This is a genomic window from uncultured Gilvimarinus sp. (genome assembly GCF_963975215.1).
Taxonomy (GTDB): domain Bacteria; phylum Pseudomonadota; class Gammaproteobacteria; order Pseudomonadales; family Cellvibrionaceae; genus Gilvimarinus.
Genome location: NZ_CAXBFW010000005.1, coordinates 95,852 through 112,668, shown reverse-complemented (window position 1 = coordinate 112,668; position 16,817 = coordinate 95,852). Strand labels below are relative to the sequence as shown.

Annotated in this window: 15 protein-coding genes; 5 read left to right on the top strand and 10 right to left on the bottom strand. The window is 53.8% G+C overall.

What is annotated here, in order from left to right; genetic code table 11:
• Positions 1–38: 38 nt before the first annotated feature.
• Entirely contained in the window at positions 39–1,937 is a 1,899-nt protein-coding gene (locus tag AAC019_RS05610; RefSeq protein WP_339897631.1) for a metallophosphoesterase, read from the bottom strand.
• Positions 1,938–2,273: 336 nt separating this feature from the next.
• Between AAC019_RS05610 and gltS the strand changes: the two genes are divergently transcribed.
• Positions 2,274–3,482 (top strand): sodium/glutamate symporter, encoded by a 1,209-nt coding sequence (gene gltS, locus AAC019_RS05605; protein ID WP_339897630.1) that lies wholly within the window; start codon positions 2,274–2,276, stop codon positions 3,480–3,482.
• Positions 3,483–3,509: 27 nt separating this feature from the next.
• The gene (locus AAC019_RS05600) at positions 3,510–3,896 is read left to right on the top strand and encodes a hypothetical protein (RefSeq protein WP_339897629.1); all 387 of its coding nucleotides are present in this window, start codon (positions 3,510–3,512) and stop codon (positions 3,894–3,896) included.
• A 72-nt stretch (positions 3,897–3,968) separates the two neighbouring features.
• Here the strand turns inward: AAC019_RS05600 and AAC019_RS05595 are convergent, their stop codons facing one another.
• From AAC019_RS05595 to AAC019_RS05570, 6 genes are all read right to left on the bottom strand, one after another.
• On the bottom strand, positions 3,969–4,874 hold the full coding sequence (locus AAC019_RS05595) for a Gfo/Idh/MocA family oxidoreductase (RefSeq protein ID WP_339897628.1): 906 nt from the start codon (positions 4,872–4,874) through the stop codon (positions 3,969–3,971).
• Positions 4,875–4,904: 30 nt separating this feature from the next.
• Complete coding sequence (locus AAC019_RS05590; RefSeq protein ID WP_339897627.1) at positions 4,905–5,648, bottom strand: TIGR01458 family HAD-type hydrolase; 744 nt, start codon at positions 5,646–5,648, stop codon at positions 4,905–4,907.
• Positions 5,649–5,688: 40 nt separating this feature from the next.
• Positions 5,689–6,399 carry a divalent cation transporter gene (locus AAC019_RS05585; protein ID WP_339897626.1) on the bottom strand — a complete coding sequence of 237 codons (711 nt, stop codon included), beginning with the start codon at positions 6,397–6,399 and terminating at the stop codon, positions 5,689–5,691.
• A 47-nt stretch (positions 6,400–6,446) separates the two neighbouring features.
• Entirely contained in the window at positions 6,447–8,441 is a 1,995-nt protein-coding gene (gene betT, locus AAC019_RS05580; protein ID WP_339897625.1) for a choline BCCT transporter BetT, read from the bottom strand.
• A 33-nt stretch (positions 8,442–8,474) separates the two neighbouring features.
• The gene (locus tag AAC019_RS05575) at positions 8,475–9,602 is read right to left on the bottom strand and encodes a porin (RefSeq protein WP_339897623.1); all 1,128 of its coding nucleotides are present in this window, start codon (positions 9,600–9,602) and stop codon (positions 8,475–8,477) included.
• 217 nt (positions 9,603–9,819) lie between these two features.
• The gene (locus tag AAC019_RS05570) at positions 9,820–10,368 is read right to left on the bottom strand and encodes an NUDIX hydrolase (RefSeq protein ID WP_339897622.1); all 549 of its coding nucleotides are present in this window, start codon (positions 10,366–10,368) and stop codon (positions 9,820–9,822) included.
• A gap of 86 nt (positions 10,369–10,454) precedes the next feature.
• Here AAC019_RS05570 and AAC019_RS05565 point away from each other — a divergent pair, with 86 nt between their 5' ends.
• Both AAC019_RS05565 and aroA read left to right on the top strand, forming a co-directional pair.
• Positions 10,455–11,447 (top strand): Gfo/Idh/MocA family oxidoreductase, encoded by a 993-nt coding sequence (locus tag AAC019_RS05565; protein ID WP_339897621.1) that lies wholly within the window; start codon positions 10,455–10,457, stop codon positions 11,445–11,447.
• Positions 11,448–11,553: 106 nt separating this feature from the next.
• On the top strand, positions 11,554–12,837 hold the full coding sequence (aroA, locus tag AAC019_RS05560; protein ID WP_339897620.1) for a 3-phosphoshikimate 1-carboxyvinyltransferase: 1,284 nt from the start codon (positions 11,554–11,556) through the stop codon (positions 12,835–12,837).
• Positions 12,838–12,915: 78 nt separating this feature from the next.
• Here the strand turns inward: aroA and AAC019_RS05555 are convergent, their stop codons facing one another.
• From AAC019_RS05555 to dcd, 3 genes are all read right to left on the bottom strand, one after another.
• A complete protein-coding gene (locus AAC019_RS05555) occupies positions 12,916–13,746 on the bottom strand; it encodes a putative porin (protein WP_339897619.1) in 831 nt (276 codons plus the stop codon).
• 162 nt (positions 13,747–13,908) lie between these two features.
• Positions 13,909–14,760: a putative porin gene (locus AAC019_RS05550; protein ID WP_339897618.1), complete on the bottom strand. Its 852-nt coding sequence runs from the start codon at positions 14,758–14,760 to the stop codon at positions 13,909–13,911.
• Between the two features lie 328 nt (positions 14,761–15,088).
• Complete coding sequence (gene dcd / locus AAC019_RS05545; protein ID WP_339897616.1) at positions 15,089–15,658, bottom strand: dCTP deaminase; 570 nt, start codon at positions 15,656–15,658, stop codon at positions 15,089–15,091.
• Positions 15,659–15,893: 235 nt separating this feature from the next.
• On the opposite strand from dcd, the gene AAC019_RS05540 reads away from it, so the two are divergent.
• On the top strand, positions 15,894–16,802 hold the full coding sequence (locus AAC019_RS05540) for a ChbG/HpnK family deacetylase (RefSeq protein ID WP_339897615.1): 909 nt from the start codon (positions 15,894–15,896) through the stop codon (positions 16,800–16,802).
• Positions 16,803–16,817: the final 15 nt, after the last annotated feature.

The window sequence follows — 16,817 nt, the reverse complement described above, 5'->3', positions numbered from 1 at the left end:
GCCTACACCGACAGGGCGCGATTTATAGGCGCTTTGGCCTATTTATCCCGGTAAAAACTGCCGCTGCCGGCCACCGTCGACTCATAGCCCCAGGCCGACAACCACTCGCGCCCTACCATGCCGGGCTCGCCGGGGTCGACATCGCGCAACAGCACATTAAGCCGCGCCCCGTCCCACTCGCTGCCATGGTCCGCATCGAGCTCGCTAAAAGGAATGGCAATCTCGGCGGTGTAACCGGTATCCGTCAACACCACACGCTGCCGCACGCTATCGGGCACTTTAGGCTCACCTTTTAGATCGCTGACAAAGCCTTGCGCGGTGGGCTGTAGCACCATATAGCGCTCGCCCGGCACGCGGTTATCATAGGTTTGCTTAAGTAAACGGCGCGCTTTGGGCCGCGCATCCAGAGTAATAAGCATCGCATCCTGGCTCCAGACATTTTGGCTGTCGTTGCGTACCAGCTGATCGTCCTCCACTTTAAGCGCAATCACCAGGTGCTGATCGCCTTCGGCCACGGACCAGCTAAAGTCGGCATCGCTTAAACCGCTCCAGTTTTCAGCCTGAAAGTACTGGTTATCAGCGGCGCTAAAAAACGTCTGGCCGGCCCACTCGCCGAGCTTACCGTCTATCTCGAGGTCGTTAAGCACAGCAATCGGGTATTCGCGACTGAGCGCCAGTGTTCGGCTGCCGCTGTAGGTGATGGGTTTACCGTCTTCAAGATACTCAAGTTGCCATTCGATCTCGGCCGCCGCGTGGTTGCCGGTAGCAGGCTCTATGCTTTTTAGGGTAAGTGGTAAAGTACGCACCTCATTCGGCGGCACCGTAAGGCTGTGTTTCGCCCCATTAACCACACTAAAGCCCGAGTTGCTGCGCGCGCTGGTGCTAACGGTAAAGGGTAAATCGGAGTCGTTGGTAAAACGCATCTCGGCGCTGCCCTCGGTAAAGTTGCCGCGGTGCAGCAGCGCCGGCATCGCTAGCCGGCCTTTATCGATCATATTAGTTTGATTATCGCGCATGGCCGCCGTGCGCACGTCTTCGTCCCATATGCCATCGAGCATCAAGTTGGCGATAATCGGGCCCTGTTCACTCATAGTGACCCACACCAAATGATCAAACTCGCCAAAGCGGGTGCCGCGCATACTGCTAATGCCGCCCGTGGTGGCCAGGGTAAAATACTTATGCCCTTTGCGCTCAGTTTTGACGTAGCGATGGTGATGGCCGGCAAACACGGTGTACTGGCGCGCTTCGAGCAGCGCCTCTACTTCGCTCCAACGGTCTTGGTTGTCGCGATCCCACAGCGGGGCGTGGGTAAACACCAGCGTCCATTTTGGTTCGGGGTTATCGGCTAACACGCCTTTTAGCCATTTTATTTGCTCACCCGACATAGTGTGAGTGCTACCACCATCGTTGGAGTTGAGCATAACAAACAGTACATCGCGATAGACAAAGTGGTAGTAGCTGGCGCCGTAGCGCTCGCGCCATACCTCGGCCATAACCTCGTTGGTGTAATCGTGATTACCGGGCAGATAAAAAAACGGCATGGCCAGGCGCTTAACCATAGAGTCAAACTCGTTCCACTCGGTGGCAAGCTGCGCGCGGTCTTCGGTATAACCTTCAATTAAATCACCCACACTAACGACAAACTCGGGCTGCAGCAGGTTGAGCTTATCCACCGCCTCCGAGAACACTCCGGGGCGTAACCCACCCGTGCGATCGGTAACGATGGCAAACTGAAAATCATCCGGGTTGTTGTTAAATTTTAAATGCGTCCAGGGGTTCACCAGGTCGCTGGCATGGATTTGAACTATATCCCCAGTACTCTCAGCCGCGCCATCGTGGCGGTGTTCATCAGAGCCATGCCCCCACACCAGAGGGGCAAACACACAAGCGAGCAGTAGCGTCAGATGACGACAGGTACGGGGGCATACTATAAACATAATCAGTCCTTGAACGATCTTATCAACGCATTAAATACCCGAGCTTAATCGAGCAAAGATGACAATGTCTATCGCTTCGCCACTGCTGTGTGGCAACTAAGCTATTCGCCGCGCGGGGATTGCGAAAATGCATATCACTCGCCGGTTTCTCTTACAGGTGGTTGTCCATCAGAGGTTGATGTAGCTCCCCGTTTGGACGTTGTCAGTAGCGTAAGGCTACCTCCTTATAGCCCGTGCAGGCAGCACTAAATGTTTCATCCCGTGGCGATATCGCTATAATCAGGTTTACCGGCCAGAGCCGGCTAGCCGTTTGGGCTCAGCAACGCAAGGGACGCTATGACGACACTGACATTACCGCCCATTCCCACCTTAATCATCTGTATTTTGGTGCTTTATCTCGGGCTCTACCTCAACCAGCGGTTGCGCGTTCTGGGCAACAGTAACATTCCGCCCTCGGTAACCGGCGGCATTACGTTTAGTACGCTTACGGCCCTGTTGTACTTTGCCGGCGGTATTCAGCTGCTGTTTGATATGCAAATACGAGATTTCTTACTGCTGGTGTTTTTCTCCACCATTGGCCTTAGCGCCAAACTTAGCACGCTAGCCAGCGGCGGGCGGGCACTGGCTAAGTTGGTGGCGATTGCCGCCGTGTTTTTACTGCTGCAGGATATTATCGGCGTAAGCCTTGCCGCACTGCTGGATGTGCACTTAGGTTATGGGCTTATGGCCGGCAGTGTATCGCTGGCGGGCGGACACGGTACCGCCATTGCCTGGGGCGCCGAGGCCGAGGCCGCGGGGCTTTTTGAGGCTGGCGCTATCGGTATCACTTTTGCCACCTTTGGCCTGGTGGCCGGCGGTATTATCGGCTCACCCATCGCCAAGTGGCTGATTGAGAAATACCAGCTATCCCCCACTCTAATCGATGCGCAGGAGCAGCATGACATTGAAACCGAGATAGCCGAAATCGACCACAAACCCTGGAGCCTCGGTTCGGTGCTGGGCGTTATTTTAATGTTAGCGCTGTGCGTGCAGCTGGGCGAGCTGGCCAATCAGCTGCTGTCAAAGCGGGACATATTGCTGCCGGGCTTTTTAACCGCCATGTTTGTCGGCATCCTACTCACCAACGGCGCCGACCATCTGAGAATACCCGTCAGCAACGCGATCGTCGCAAAGTTTGGCGAGGTGTCCCTAAGCCTGTTTTTAGGCATGAGCTTAATGAGTTTACAGCTGTGGTCACTGGCCAACAGTTTTACCCCGATCATTTTTGTTCTGCTGATCCAAACGTTGGCGATGACGTTATTTTCTATTTACGTGGTCTTCAAGGTAATGGGAAGCAACTATGATGCCGCGGTTATTTCATCAGGGTTTGCCGGCCTTGGGCTCGGGGCGACGCCCGTCGCCATCGCTAATATGGATGCTACCGCCCACCGCTACGGGCCATCTCCCAAGGCTTTTTTAATCGTACCTTTGGTCGGTGCGTTTTTTATCGATATACTCAATGCTGCCACCATCAAACTCTGTCTGGGTTTGATGGGCAGCTGGTAAAACTGACCTCAACCCACGGGAGCGCTCATGGATAGATCGACGATAACCGGATTTTTACTCACAGCCATCTTGCTCAGCGTTGTTTTTAACGCTCAGGCGGCCAATGATTACCTGGTCTCGGCCACCGTCATTTCAGACGGCGAGGTACTGGGGACCCCCTCAATGCTGTTGGCAAACGGTAAAAAAGGCGTCACCAGAAGCGGCGGTGACGAGGGCTACGAGCTTAGCCTGACGATTACCTCCGACAACGATAATACGGCCTTTGCCGAGACACAATTAACCGCAGCCGGGCGTACAATAGAGCCCAAGCTCAGTGTTATTATCGGAGAGCAAAGCTCGGTAAAAGATGGCGGCCTTGAATTAAAGCTTAAAGTGGAGGACCGCTCGGAGCCAGATAACCTAATGTCCTACTAGCGGGCTTGAAAAAAACCTTAGCATGCCAAAGCCTGCACCCTGCGCTGGCGAATAAACCGCGAGCGCAGGGCACTATAGGCGCTGCAGCACTCGCTCGCACAATTGATGGCTTGCCAATACGCCGTCCAGGTACGGGGCATCAGCGTCGCCGCGCTGTAGCATAGCAACAAATGCCTCAAACATATCCACAAAGCCGCGCTTGTACAAAGTATCATCCCAGTCGCTAAAGCCTAGCGTAAAGGCTTGATTCTCACGGTAATGAATGCCGCTAGCGACATTATCAATTTGCCAACTTTCATTTAAGCTACTGTACTCTAGGCGCTCACGGGCCTGGCCGCTCAGGCGGTTCATGGCCGCACTAAAGTACCTGCCGCCCTGACCGGTAAAACTGACGTTCACGCTACCGAGCTTATTTTGCGGCGTATAGGCACTCACCTGCAGCTCGATCCCGGCCACCTGTTGTACACCCGCCGCTTGCCGCACAAAATCCAACACATGGATAAAATCGTCGTAAATAAAAACCCGGGCATCATCCGGCAGGTTATAACGATTTTTTTGGTAGTGTAAATGTATGGGGGCCGTCGCAAGAGGGGCCTGATACAAAGGTGCATAGCGCCGGTTAAAGCCGCAAAACAACGGCGTATTGCTGTGTTTAGCCAGCTCGACTAAGGCCTCTGCCTCGGCTAGCTGATAGCTAATAGGCTTATCGACAAACACCCCGATGCCCTGTTCCAGCGCCGCACGGGCAAGGTAATAGTGACTTTCGGTGCTAGCGTGAATCATCACCGCGTCTGGCTTAGCGGCTAACAGCTGATCGTAGTGGGTATAAGTCTCGCTCACGCGATACTGCCCCGCCAGACGCTGCAGCACGCCGGTGTTGCGGGTACAGAGTATCGGTGAAACAGCACGGTGTCGTGCGACTACGGGTAAATAGGCTTTTTGGGCAATATCCCCAAGCCCAACCATGGCAATGCGCATAGATTACGTCTCGGATAAAAGACGTTTATGTTACAGCAGCGTTGTAACCTCTGCGACTGTCGGTATCAAAGTGGCCGCTGGCGTCAAAGCATCTTCATCGCCACGGCGGTACTTACCCGTACCAACCAGCACCGACTCAAGCCCTGCATCGCGCGCGCCACCGACATCCCCCAGAACATCGTCACCCACCATTAAGCACTGCCGCGCGCTGTAGTGTGTGGTAGCCACCACCTGATTAAAAAAGTCGACACTGGGCTTACCAAACACGCGCGCCTCGCAGCCGGCCGCCCACTGCAGCGCATGGGCAAAGGGCCCCGCATCGAGGCTGAGCTCGCCGTCCTCGCGAAAATATTTATTATCGCCAATCACCAACAAAGGGCACCCCTTAAGCAACAGGCGAAACGCTGTATTAAGGTTGCGATAATTAAGGGCTTCACGGGCATCACCCAGCACAACACAGTTTGGCTCAACCGGGCTGTCAAACAAGGGCGCAATACTCGGGTGAACCAAGGCGAAGGGGGTTAACTCGTGCTGGCGCACAAAGGCCTGGGCGGCGTCGGGTGCGGTAAACAATTCGGCGGAAGACAATTGAACACCAAGACTCTGGAGTTTCGTTAATATCTGTGCACGCGACTTAGTGGCGGTATTAGTAACAAAACGCAGCGTGTAACGTTGCTCGCGAAGGTGTGCCAGTGTCTCTAGCGCGCCCGGCAACAGAGTATCACCATCGTAGATAACGCCCGACAAATCAAAGAAGACTGCTTTAATCGCCATGGTAGCTCCCAGGCCATTATCGCCCAACAAAGCATCTGCTCTAGGCAATAACAACCGTACCTAACATACCCACTAAAAAGCCTAAAATCGCGCCCAGGGGCGGTGTCCAGTGACGGCGCATGGTCGCTTGCGGCGCGATATCCTGAAAAATAAGATACAAAATACCGCCGGCGGCAAACGTCATCACAATGGCCGTGACCTCTTCGCGACCCTGTAAAAAATAATAGCCCACTAACGCGGCGGCTGGCCCTAAAAAGCTAACCCCCAAAAAGACCCACAATATCACGGCCCCGGACACACCGCTTTTTTTCAGTTCGCGAAACGCGTTAAATCCCTCGGGTAAATTTTGCATCCCGATAAACGCCGCCAGCACTAACCCCATTTGTCGGTTTCCGGCAAAAATAGCCCCCAGCGATAGCGCCTCGGGAATAAAGTCCATCAACATAGCCAAAAACTGAGAAAAAGTACCCCCGCGTTTGGCCAAAAAGGCATCCAGGCCGCAAAAGAGTAATGCCCCGGCACAGAAACTAATGGCCAGCACCAGTGGCGACAGCGTTTCCATGCCATGGGGCGCCAAGGCAAAAGCGACGGCCGCCAACAAAGCCCCGCCACCAAAAGCCACGATGGCGTGAATAAACTCCTGTTTAGCGACGCTTTCCCGGAAGGTTTCAAAACGAGCGGCCAGGCCACCCACTAATGCGGTGACACCCGCCGCCCAGGTGATTAGGACAATCACTAACTCTTGCTGCACACACGCTTCCTTAAAGATGACAGTGGGTTAATCAGGGCGCGGCGCCATTAACGAACAGCGTCCAGGTAATGCATATGCTTTTCATACTGATCGAGCACATCGGCAATCACCTGCTCCTCGCTCCAGCCCATAACATCATAATCCTGACCACCCTCCTTGAGATAGACCTCGGCGCGGAAGTAACGCAGTTTTTCACCGCGATTAGCGCGTGTGTCTCGCATCGAGAAGGACGGCGGAGTATAGGGACGCACATGAACCGAGTAAAAAAAGTCGGCTTCATCGCCGTGGTAGACTGTCAGCCAGACACGGTCATTCTCATCACTCTCCACCTGAGCGCGTATTTCTTTTTTGCCCAGCTCCTCGGCCACTCGCGCCATGGCCGAGTTTACCGTGGACTCTAAAAAGGCAAGCACCTCATCGCGTTTAGGGTTGCGTACAATGCGCGACAAGCGCTTTTCCCAACTCACCGGGTTGTGGGCAACCCGAGGCGCCAACATCGCATCGCGCAAGCTGGTGCGCTTCACGATCTCCAGCCGCAGCGCACGCAGTAACCCCCAGCACATCAGCAACATAACAAAGGTAAACGGCAGTGCGCTGGCGATGGTGGCGGTTTGCAGGGCTTGCAGCCCACCCGCGAGCAGCAGCGCCGCTGCGATAAAGCCCTCGGCAACCGACCAGAAGATTCTCTGCCACACAGGCGTATCATCGCCCTCGCCGCCAGAGGTAAGCATATCCACCACCAGCGAGCCGGAGTCGGAGCTGGTCACAAAAAAAGTAATTACCAGCACCGTTGCCAACAACGAGGCAATAGTTGAAAAAGGTAGCAGCTCAAAAAACTGAAATAACGCCACCGAGGTGTCTGCCGCTACCGCATCGGCCAGTTGCGTCATCCCCTGATCGATAATCATGTGAATAGCTGTATTGCCAAAGAAGGTCATCCACAAAAAGGTGAAACCCACCGGCACCATCAGTACGCCAATCACAAACTCACGAATCGTGCGGCCGCGTGACACCCGCGCGATAAACATCCCCACAAACGGTGACCAGGCGATCCACCACCCCCAATAGAATAGCGTCCAGCCGCCAATCCAGCCGGTTGGTTCATAGGCGTATAAATTGAAAGTGGTATCGACGATACGTGACAGATAATAGCCAATGTTTTGCACATAGGTTTGCAATAAATAAACCGTAGGCCCTGCGACAATAACAAACACTAACAACACGACCGCAAGAATAAGGTTGAGCTCGGACACGCGACGAATACCACCGTCAAGACCAAGCACCACAGAGATAGTGGCAAATACCGTAATAATGGCAATCAGCAAAATTTGTATGCCGGTACCAATGGGAATATCAAACAAGTAGTTCAGCCCGGCATTCACTTGCATGACGCCAAAGCCCAGCGATGTCGCCACCCCAAACAAGGTGCCAAGCACTGCAAAAATATCCACGGCATGGCCAATAGGCCCGTAAATTCTGTCGCCGATCAGCGGGTAAAGCGCCGAGCGAATCGTTAGCGGAAGGTTGTGCCGAAACGCAAAGTACGCCAGTGACAAAGCCACCACCGCGTAGATCGCCCACGCGTGAACACCCCAGTGGAAGAAGGTGATGCGCATCGCCTCGCGGGCGGCCTCGGCTGTTGCAGGGTCACCCACGGGTGGGCTCATGGTGTGCATCACCGGCTCGGCCACGCCAAAAAACATCAGGCCAATACCCATGCCTGCGGAAAACAGCATGGCAAACCACGACGCATAGCTGTAATCCGGCTCGCTGTGATCCGGGCCAAGCTTGATACGGCCAAAGTCAGAGAAGGCTAAGATCACCACAAAGAGCAAAAAAAGCGCTACCGCCAAAATATAAAACCAGCCGGCCGAGTGAATGACCCAGCCTTGCACCGCCCCAAACAAGGTTTCGGCCGTGTCCGGCACAAGCACCGCAAACAACACAAATAACAAACACAAACCGCCGGCACCAAAAAAGACCGGCGGGTTTATTTTTATCCACGATTCTTTTGCGCGTTCTGACACGTCTTCAGACGCCATAACTCCCCCATTCACAAACGATGAATTATTAATTTACAAATAAAAGTCTAACGATAAGTACAGCGCTTCAAAGTCACCCTCGCCGACCTGACCATTGCGGTCAATGTAGCCATCTTGATTGAGATACTCTAAATAGACCCAGCCCGGGCCATAGTCGTACCGGACGCCCGGTGCCAACGCTTTAATGCTACTGGCGTTACTGCCCTGGGTGTCTGGCTCTGCCGCCGATGCATCAAGATAAATTGCCCATGGGCCGATGTTGTAGCCCACCTCTGCCGCGAGCCGCTGGTTTTTGATGCTAGAGGGTAACTGGGCGCTGGTTGCGTAACTTTCGGGCAAGTCACGCGAGGCGGCTATGTAAGACGCCTTAGAGAAAAAGTCACCCAGCACTCCCTCGTAATACACCACAGCCGCCTCGTGGCTTCCGGTCACAGGGCGACTGGGGTCACCGGTTAAATCCTGCAATTTTCCGCTCTGCAGCGACACGCCAATCGCGTGCTGCTCCGTCAGCGCATAAGAGACGTTCCCAACCCAGGTTTTGACTTTGCGGTAGGTCGTGGAGCTACCCCAGTGGCCGTTGTCATCCACCGTGTCGGTACTGGTGCTACCCCAGTCGTCGGCGTGGTAGTACGCGGCGTCATAATGCAAATTATAGGCGCCACCGGTTAACTTTACGCCGACATCCATCTGGTCGCCATAGCCTGCCAGCAGGATATCGCCGGGCCAGAAATTGCTGGTCTTCCAGCCAAAGGGCACTTGCGACTTACCCACTCGCACCGTGTTGTTTTGCCCCAACTGCCAGCCCACCCAAGCCTTATGCAGGGTGAATTCGTCACCGGTGGAGTTGTTCGCCGGGTCAGTAAAGCTACCGGGGCCGGCGCGAAACTCAGCCGAGTAGAGCCAGCTTCCTGTGTCTCCGGCATCGCCATCGGCGTATAAAATCAGCGCCTCACCGGTAAACTCACCACCACTGTTTTTATTTGCCGGGTCATCGGGTAAATACTGGTAGGTACCCCACACCCCCGCCGACAGCAGGTTACTGGCCGGATCGGCGGCGGCATCCTCCTCGGACTGGGCTGCACACCAGGGCGACAAGCACAGCCCCACGGCTACCAGTGACAGGCTTGTTATCGTGTAGCTGCGCTCTGGCGGAAATTTCATTGTTCGATCTCATCTGGTCAGTGAATGATTCCGTGATCGGTGTTGCGCTGCCACTTGGTTTGCGCAGTATTAGAGAGACGGCGCAAACCGGTGGCTTATTTCTGAGGGTGCCCCCAAGCGTAGGATGACTTAGACTGATTTCTATACGTCCGCCATAAAACTATAGACCACCCCACCCCACTTGCAATCGGGCACAGGGCTTGAGGCCCGCCAGAAACTACGTCAGGTAACCTCGCCAGTGTAACCAGCCATAGGCGTTAACCGTGGTGGCATCGCGTATCTCCCCCTCCAGAATCATCTGATGCATTTGCTGCAAGCTAAAGCGTTGCACCACTAAATCCTCTTCCTCAGCATCCAGTTTGCGCTCGAGCTGGGTGAGCTGCTCGGCCAAATAAATATGATAACCCTGATCACAAAAACCATATGCCAAATATTGATAGCCCAGCTGAGTCATTTTATCGGCCACCAAACCCGTCTCCTCGCGCAACTCACCGGCGGCCAACAACGCCGGATCCGCGTCGGGGTTTTGCTCCCATGCGCCTTGAGGCATCTCCCAAAAACGCTCCCCCACGGTGTAGCGATACTGTTGCACTAAATAGATATGACCGTCTTCAATCGCTGCGACCACGGCAAAGTCGGGTTTCTCGACCACGCCGTAAACGCCCTCAGCGCCACTGGGGCGGCGAACACGGTCTTCACGCACCCGCAACCAATGGTTTTTATACACTTCTTTACTGCTCAACTGAGCTATCTTTGCATCACTCATATTTACTCCTGAGCTAAATTACGCCACGCTTTGCTGCGCTTAGGGTCGATGCGTCGGCCAACATCACACTACAATAGGGAGATCCTGTGTCCAACCAATCTATTCGCTGGGGCATTATTGGTGCCGGCATTATTGCCCATAAAATGGCCGAAGCCATAACGCTTGAGCCCGACAACGAGCTAGTGGCCATCGCCTCTAAATCCCCCGAGCGAGCGCAGGCCTTTGCCGAGCAGCATCGCATTGAGAGTGAAACTTACGCCCGGCTGGTATCTCGCGACGACATTGATGTGATCTACATTGCCACGACCCACAACTTTCACGCCGATAACGCCCTGCTCGCGCTGGCCCACGGCAAACATGTGGTCATCGAAAAGCCCTTTACGGTTAATGCAGCACAAGCACAGGTTCTCATCGATTGCGCCCGGCGCCACAGTGTCTTTTTAATGGAGGCGATCTGGACCCGTTTTTTACCCTCGATGGTGGCGCTGCGCGACGCGCTGCACAGAGGCTGTATCGGCCAGGTTAAAATTGCCAATGTTAACTTCGGCGGTATCGCCCCCGACCACTACTTGCCGCGTTTAATCGACCCTAAGCTCGCCGGCGGCGTGACACTGGACATGGGCATCTACCCCATCAGTATGCTGTGCTACTGGTTGGGCGAGCTGCCTCGCAGTATCCACAGTCACTGCCACTTTAGCGATACCGGCGTCGATGAAATTGCCTCTTACCAGCTGGTCTTTCCCTCCGGTTGTATCGCCACGATCAACACCAGTTTTAATTTACTGCTGGGGCAAGAGGTGAGTTTATTTGGCGAAACTGGCCGAATTGATTACCCCAACTTTCAATCCTCAGGCACCTTCTCAATGCGCAGCCTGGATGGGCGCGAGTGGGCTGAACAAAAAGAGCATACTCACACCAACGCCGATAATGGCTTTATCTTTCAGGTGCGCGAAGCGGCCCGCTGTATCCGCGCCGGCGAGATTGAGAGCCCCATTATCCCTCTGGGCGAGACACTGGGCATCATGCGGGTACTGGACAGTATCCGCGAGCAACTGCCGCTTAAATATGACTTTGAGTAGCAAAACAGCAGGCCTCGCGCGGGGCGAATGATTCGCCCCTGCCCGTAGCGCAAAGTAGGCGGTTTCCGGTAAAATATCGCCTTTTTCTGACGCGAGCCGGCTATTTATGGAAACCTTGACCCTACCACCCGTTACCTCCGCTCGGGGCGAAGTGACCCTGCCGGGCTCCAAAAGCCTATCCAACCGCATCCTGTTGTTGGCCGCGCTGGCCAAGGGTCAAACCACCATTACCAATTTGCTCGACAGTGACGATGTCAGCCATATGCTCACAGCGCTTACCGCGCTAGGGGTGGATTACCAGTTAAGCGCCGATAAACAAACTTGTACCCTTACCGGTAAGGGCGGCACGTTTGCCATCGACGAGGCCGCGATTTTATACCTGGGCAACGCCGGCACGGCGGTGCGCCCGCTCACCGCGGCCCTGGCCGCCAGCGCCGGCGAATTTACCATTACCGGTGAGCCGCGCATGTACGAGCGCCCGATTGGCGATCTGATAGACGCACTGCGCCAACTGGGCGCCGACATTAGCTACCAGCAAGACGATGGCTTCCCGCCGCTGCTCATTAAAGGTAAAGCACTGGCCGGTGGCGAGGTCAGCATCAAGGGCAATATCTCAAGCCAATACCTTACCGCACTGCTGATGGTAGCGCCGCTGCTGAATGGCGATACGGTCATTAAGGTCGACGGCGAGTTGGTCTCCAAGCCTTACATCGATATTACCCTCGACACCATGGCGAAATTCGGTGTCACGGTTGCCAATAACAATTACCAAAGCTTTAACGTCAGCGGCAAACAAACCTATCAATCGCCCGGCGAGATTATGGTAGAGGGCGACGCCTCATCGGCCTCGTACTTTTTAGCCGCTGCCGCTATCGGCGGCGGCCCGGTCAAAGTGCACGGCACCGGCAGCGCCAGCATTCAGGGCGATGCAAAATTCGCCGAGGTACTGAAGCAAATGGGCGCCGAGGTGACTTACTCGGACATGTGGATTGAGGTTACCGGCACCGGCAGCCTTAAAGGTGTCGATGTGGATTTAAACCATATTCCCGATGCCGCCATGACCATCGCCACCGCCGCACTGTTTGCCAAGGGGCCAACCCGTATTCGCAACATCTACAACTGGCGCGTTAAAGAGACGGATCGCTTGTCAGCCATGGCCACCGAGCTGCGCAAAGTAGGCGCCACCGTCGATGAAGGCGAGGACTATATTTACATCGAACCACCCGAGCAGCTAACAGCCGCGGCTATCGATACCTACAACGACCACCGCATGGCGATGTGTTTTTCATTGGCAAGTTTTGGCGATGCCGAAATTGTCATTAACGACCCCAAGTGTACGTCTAAGACCTTCCCGACCTACTTTGATGAGTTTGCGCGGATTACCCGGTAACGCAGCAAAGCTTACACGCACAAAAAAGCCGGCGATATCGCCGGCTTTTTTGATGCTCAAATTATATTCAAGCGTGACTTAAAAGCGCCCGGTCAGCTCCAGTGTGTAATAATTTGGCTCTTCATAATAAACGTACCCCAGCTCTTCAGAATTCACCATCTTTAAGCTCAAGCTAACATCGGGAGTAACAAACCATCGACTGCGCAACGTATAATAATCGTGCTCGCCTAGAGTGCCACCAATGCTGAACGCTCGCGTAAAGTAAAAATCTCCACCCACTGTCCAGCTGCTCGGGCCATTATCAATGTCGCTATAAGTGCCCTCTACATTGTAGGAACGCCCATTATCCAACTCGCCCACGTATTTACTGCTCACATTCCAGCCGTGCTCAAATAATGCCGCATACTCTGAGAAGCCAGTAGTAAGAAGCCACCCTTCCAGCGGTGCCACACCTAGCTCGGCAGACCAGGTTGTTCTTGAGTCGGAATAAATCCTATCATCCGTATATTCTGCCTCAAAGTGTCGGTAGGCGTAGGTAGCAGAGCTATAAAGTATAGTATTGGCAATATAACCGCCTACCGTCACGGCGTAGTGCTGACGCTCTTCATTGGCCAATGCACCGGTACATATCGCGCAAGGCGCAGAATCGCGAGAGTTATCAGAGTATCCGGCATACAATGTCACAAAGCTCGCGCGCTCCAGAAACGCCGCCTCGCCGTAAGCGTGCTGTTCTAGCTGTACCGGAGAAAAATAATAAGTACCAAAGGCACCAAAGCTATCGTCTTTATCAAACAAGCCGCCATCGACATACTCATAATTACCACCGACTTCTACTTGATAACTATAGGGATCTGCCATCGCAGACAGGCTAACAGCGCTGAGTAACGCGCCATAGAATACTCGTTTCATACAAACTCCTTGTCGTAAGTTAAACGCTCTCCATAAAGGCTGATACACCTCTGGACTTTTGTTTTTATTGAGTCGTGCACCTAGGCTTGGGCTGCCCAAAATAACAGCGCTAGTGTACCCACCCAGCGCTGTTTACTAAAGTAGCGATTGCAAAAAATGCGATTAAAAACGCGCTTTTAACGAAACCCCAAAGGATTCTTCGTAATCACCATCTTCGTATTCCGCCGACACGCTAAAAGACTCAGTAAAGAACTTCTCGGCCCGCACGCCGTAGCTGTCACCATCGGCGTAGGTGCCGCCGATACTAAACGAGGGAGTAAAGAAATAATCAGCGCCGGCTTCCCAGTCGCGGTGGCGGTAGTCATAGCCATCCACATAGTAAGCAGCCGTTAATTTGAGTGCGTTTTCACCCAGCGGTAAAACATACTTGGTTTCAATGGTTTCTTCGCTGCCATTAAAGTCGTTCTGCTCGCCGATTCTGGCGGCAATTAACCACCCGTCCACCGGCGTCACACCCACGGCCGCAGCCCATGATGTCCGGTTACTGTTTTGGGAGCCATACCACTCACGCTCACCATTCGTATAATAAGTATTCATATCCCGGTGATTTTGCTTAACCTGCCCCGCAAAATAAAAAATACTATCGGGCACGTAATACTCAAAACCCACACCCAATCCACTCTCAGAGTCGTCGCTCTTAATGGTCGTACAATCCCCCTCACTGGAACAATAGGTTTGATCAAACGTGTCTTTGTGGTGATCCATCAGAAGATTAAGACTGCTGGCTCGCGCTAAAAATGCCGCTTCGGCCAGTGGCCGGCCAACGGTAGAGACGGGCGAAAAATAATACTTAGCTGACACGCTATAGGCGTCACGATCCCTGCCATAAAAATACGGCGCTGACTCTTCGCTACTGCGATATCCACCCTCGACCTCCCACTGATAGGTCTCGGCTAAAGCTTGCACCGACGTTAAAAAACCAACGGATGCTATTAGTCCTACGGTAATGCGCATAAAAACTCCTTAAAAATGGCACCCCAAATTAAGTGCGGCTTAAACCGCTTTTTATTAATCATTCAAGCAGGCCCTAATCGCAGGCCAGCCGAAGCCGTGCCGCGTTATCAAGCGCGGAAATTCGTTAAATTTGATGTACTAAAAATCAGTAAGCGGGAGGAACGAACGGTAACGTCCTGTAGCAAAGCCTCCAGATAAAATACACATCAATGTGTGCACTCTATGAACAAGCTATAGGACGTCTATAAAAACAGAAAGTTTCGGGAGGGATGCGAAAAAGTTTAGATTTGTAAATAATTTTTCAACACACTAAAAACCCACCAAGGACTTATGTCCTTGGCAAGGTAACACCGCGCTGACCTTGATACTTACCACCGCGATCGCGATAGCTCGTCTCACACTCTTCGTCGGACTCAAAAAACAACATTTGAGCCACGCCTTCATTGGCGTAAATTTTGGCGGGCAGTGGTGTGGTATTGGAGAATTCCAGAGTCACATGACCCTCCCACTCGGGCTCAAGTGGAGTGACATTGACGATGATGCCGCAGCGAGCGTAAGTCGACTTACCCAGGCAAACCGTCAACACGGAGCGCGGTATGCGAAAGTACTCGACGGTGCGCGCGAGCGCAAAGGAGTTGGGCGGGATAATACACACATCGCTCTTCACATCGACGAAGCTGTTTTCATCAAAGTTCTTGGGGTCGACCACCGACGAGTAGACGTTGGTAAAAATTTTAAACTCATCGGCGCAGCGTACGTCGTAACCATAGCTAGAGGTGCCGTAGGACACAATGCGTTGCTGGTCGGGCCCGTAACGTACCTGCCCCGGCTCAAACGGCTCGATCATGCCCTGCTGCTCGACCATACGGCGCATCCACTTATCGGACTTGATACTCATTGTGACCCCCTTTCATTGCAATGTGATTCCGGCGCGCATAATAGCGGTTTTTGTCTCATATTGGGAGCGTCACTCGCAAGGCGCCTATAGCCTGCGACTTTACGCCTCCCAATTAACGCAAGGTCCCAGCCAACAGTACTTTACCAAACTCCGATTGACAACGTTGTCCCACGGTTCAATACTCAGCGTAGCCGCTTATTCACAATACCGACACGATAACAACGGAGCCGCCGGCATGAAGCTACTCACTCGCGCATTACACACATGGCTAGCAGCCACTGGTGCCTTAGCCATAGCATTGGCTGCATCGGCGCTTAGCGCCCACGCCATGGCCGACGAACCCGCCAAACTGATTCTTCGGGTGGACGACATCGGTATGACCCACGCCACCAATCAAGGCCTACAGGATATTGCCGACTTAAAGATCCCGTTTGCCGCTTCGGTCATGTTCACCACCCCCTGGTATCAGGAGGCCGTAGAGATTTTACGGGCGAACCCTCAGATTTCGGTGGGCGTGCACCTCACCCTTAACGCCGAGTGGCGCCATTACCGCTGGGGGCCCATCGCCGGGCGCAACGAGGTGCCAAGCCTAATCAACGATACCGGCTACTTTTACCCATCCACCGCTGAGTTTTTGGCGCAGGATATTAACCTTGATGAGGTCAGGCTGGAGCTAGAAGCGCAGATTAAGCGCGCCATCGACACAGGCTTGCCGATTGCGTATGTCGATTACCATATGCGTACCGCACTGGCCACGGATGAGATGGTTAAGGTGGTGACCGAACTTGCCCAAAAATACCAGCTGCGAATGTCAATGCGCATGGGTGAGGCATACAGCACCATGTTTGACGTGCCCATCGAAGAAAAAGCGGACACCTTTTTAGCGCACCTAGATAACGAGCTGGATGCCAGCAAGGTGAATGTTGTCATTTTGCACGCCGCACGCCCCAACCCCGAGATGCAGGCACTGATCGATTTAAACAATCCGATTATGAACACCGCCGATATGGCGCCATTGGTCTCGCAGCACCGCGCCACTGAGCTCGACATGCTGCTATCGCCCGAGGTTCAAAAACGCTTTCGCCGCGGCGATATCAACCTTATCAATTACGCCGATACAGACAACCCATTTGCCCAGCAATAACCCGTGGCGCGCGAG